1 protein-coding gene and 1 pseudogene are annotated in these 865 nt (G+C 59.3%); both read left to right on the forward strand.

All coding sequences use genetic code 11. From position 1 onward, the window contains the following. Window positions 1-550, forward strand: a 550-nt coding sequence (locus tag EOA22_RS35550) for an autotransporter outer membrane beta-barrel domain-containing protein (RefSeq protein WP_127390712.1), incomplete at its 5' end; no start/stop codon positions are given. 132 nt (window positions 551-682) lie between these two features. Next, window positions 683-865 (forward strand): annotated as a pseudogene (locus EOA22_RS38360) (flagellar motor protein MotB); the annotation flags it as partial.

Raw genomic sequence — 865 nt, forward strand, 5'->3', positions numbered from 1 at the left:
GTTTCGCAAGGACTACAATTACGCGCTCGTCTCGGCCTCCGGCTTCATCGGTGGAAGCGACGTGACGAACGGCGTGCTCGGCACCACCGGCAGCTATGATACCAAGGGCTATGCAGTGACGGCATCGGTCGGCCATATCTTCAAGCTGGGCGAGCGCACCCGCTTCGATCTGCGTGGCGGCCTGCTTGGCGTTTCCTTCCGCGGCGATCCGTATACAGACAGCGGCGGCAACGAGTTCGGCAAGAGCCAGCTTTCTTTCGGCGCGATCAAGCTCGAGCCCGGCATCTATGGCGACTACACGTTGAGCAACGGCATGGTGATCAGCCCCTATGCGCGAGGCGAATTGCAGCAGCGTTTCGGCTACAAGAACACCACCGAAATCGACACCAGGGAGATCGACTTCGACGATGCCGATTTTTCCGCCGCGCTGTCGACCGGCTTCAACCTGAAGATGTCGGCCGCGACCACCGTCAACGGCGAAGTTCGCGGCAAGGTGTCATCGGACAGTTCCACCATCGGCGCCAAGCTCGGACTGAAGATCGCCTTCTAACCAAGACGATGAACCCGAGATTTGCATCGCTCGGGAGTGGTGCACCGCACCACGCGAGATGCTCGCCAAGCGACAGCAAGTGTTCTATGCTCCTCGCTGAGAAATCGTGAACTGCTCTAGGCAGGGGGTTCCATGTTCGAAGTCGTGGGAGTCTGGTGGAAAACACGGGCAAGAGGCTGGCTCGTTATAAACGCGCTTGGCTTGGTCGTTGCGTTGTTGGTGTTGATTTGGCCCGGACTGGGAACTGCGAAGGCAGAGACGAACTGGACGCTGGACTCGACCGCTTCGGTCCTGACCTACCAGTCGGTCAAGAAG

This window comes from Mesorhizobium sp. M7A.F.Ca.US.014.04.1.1, assembly GCF_003998745.1.
Taxonomy (GTDB): domain Bacteria; phylum Pseudomonadota; class Alphaproteobacteria; order Rhizobiales; family Rhizobiaceae; genus Mesorhizobium; species Mesorhizobium ciceri.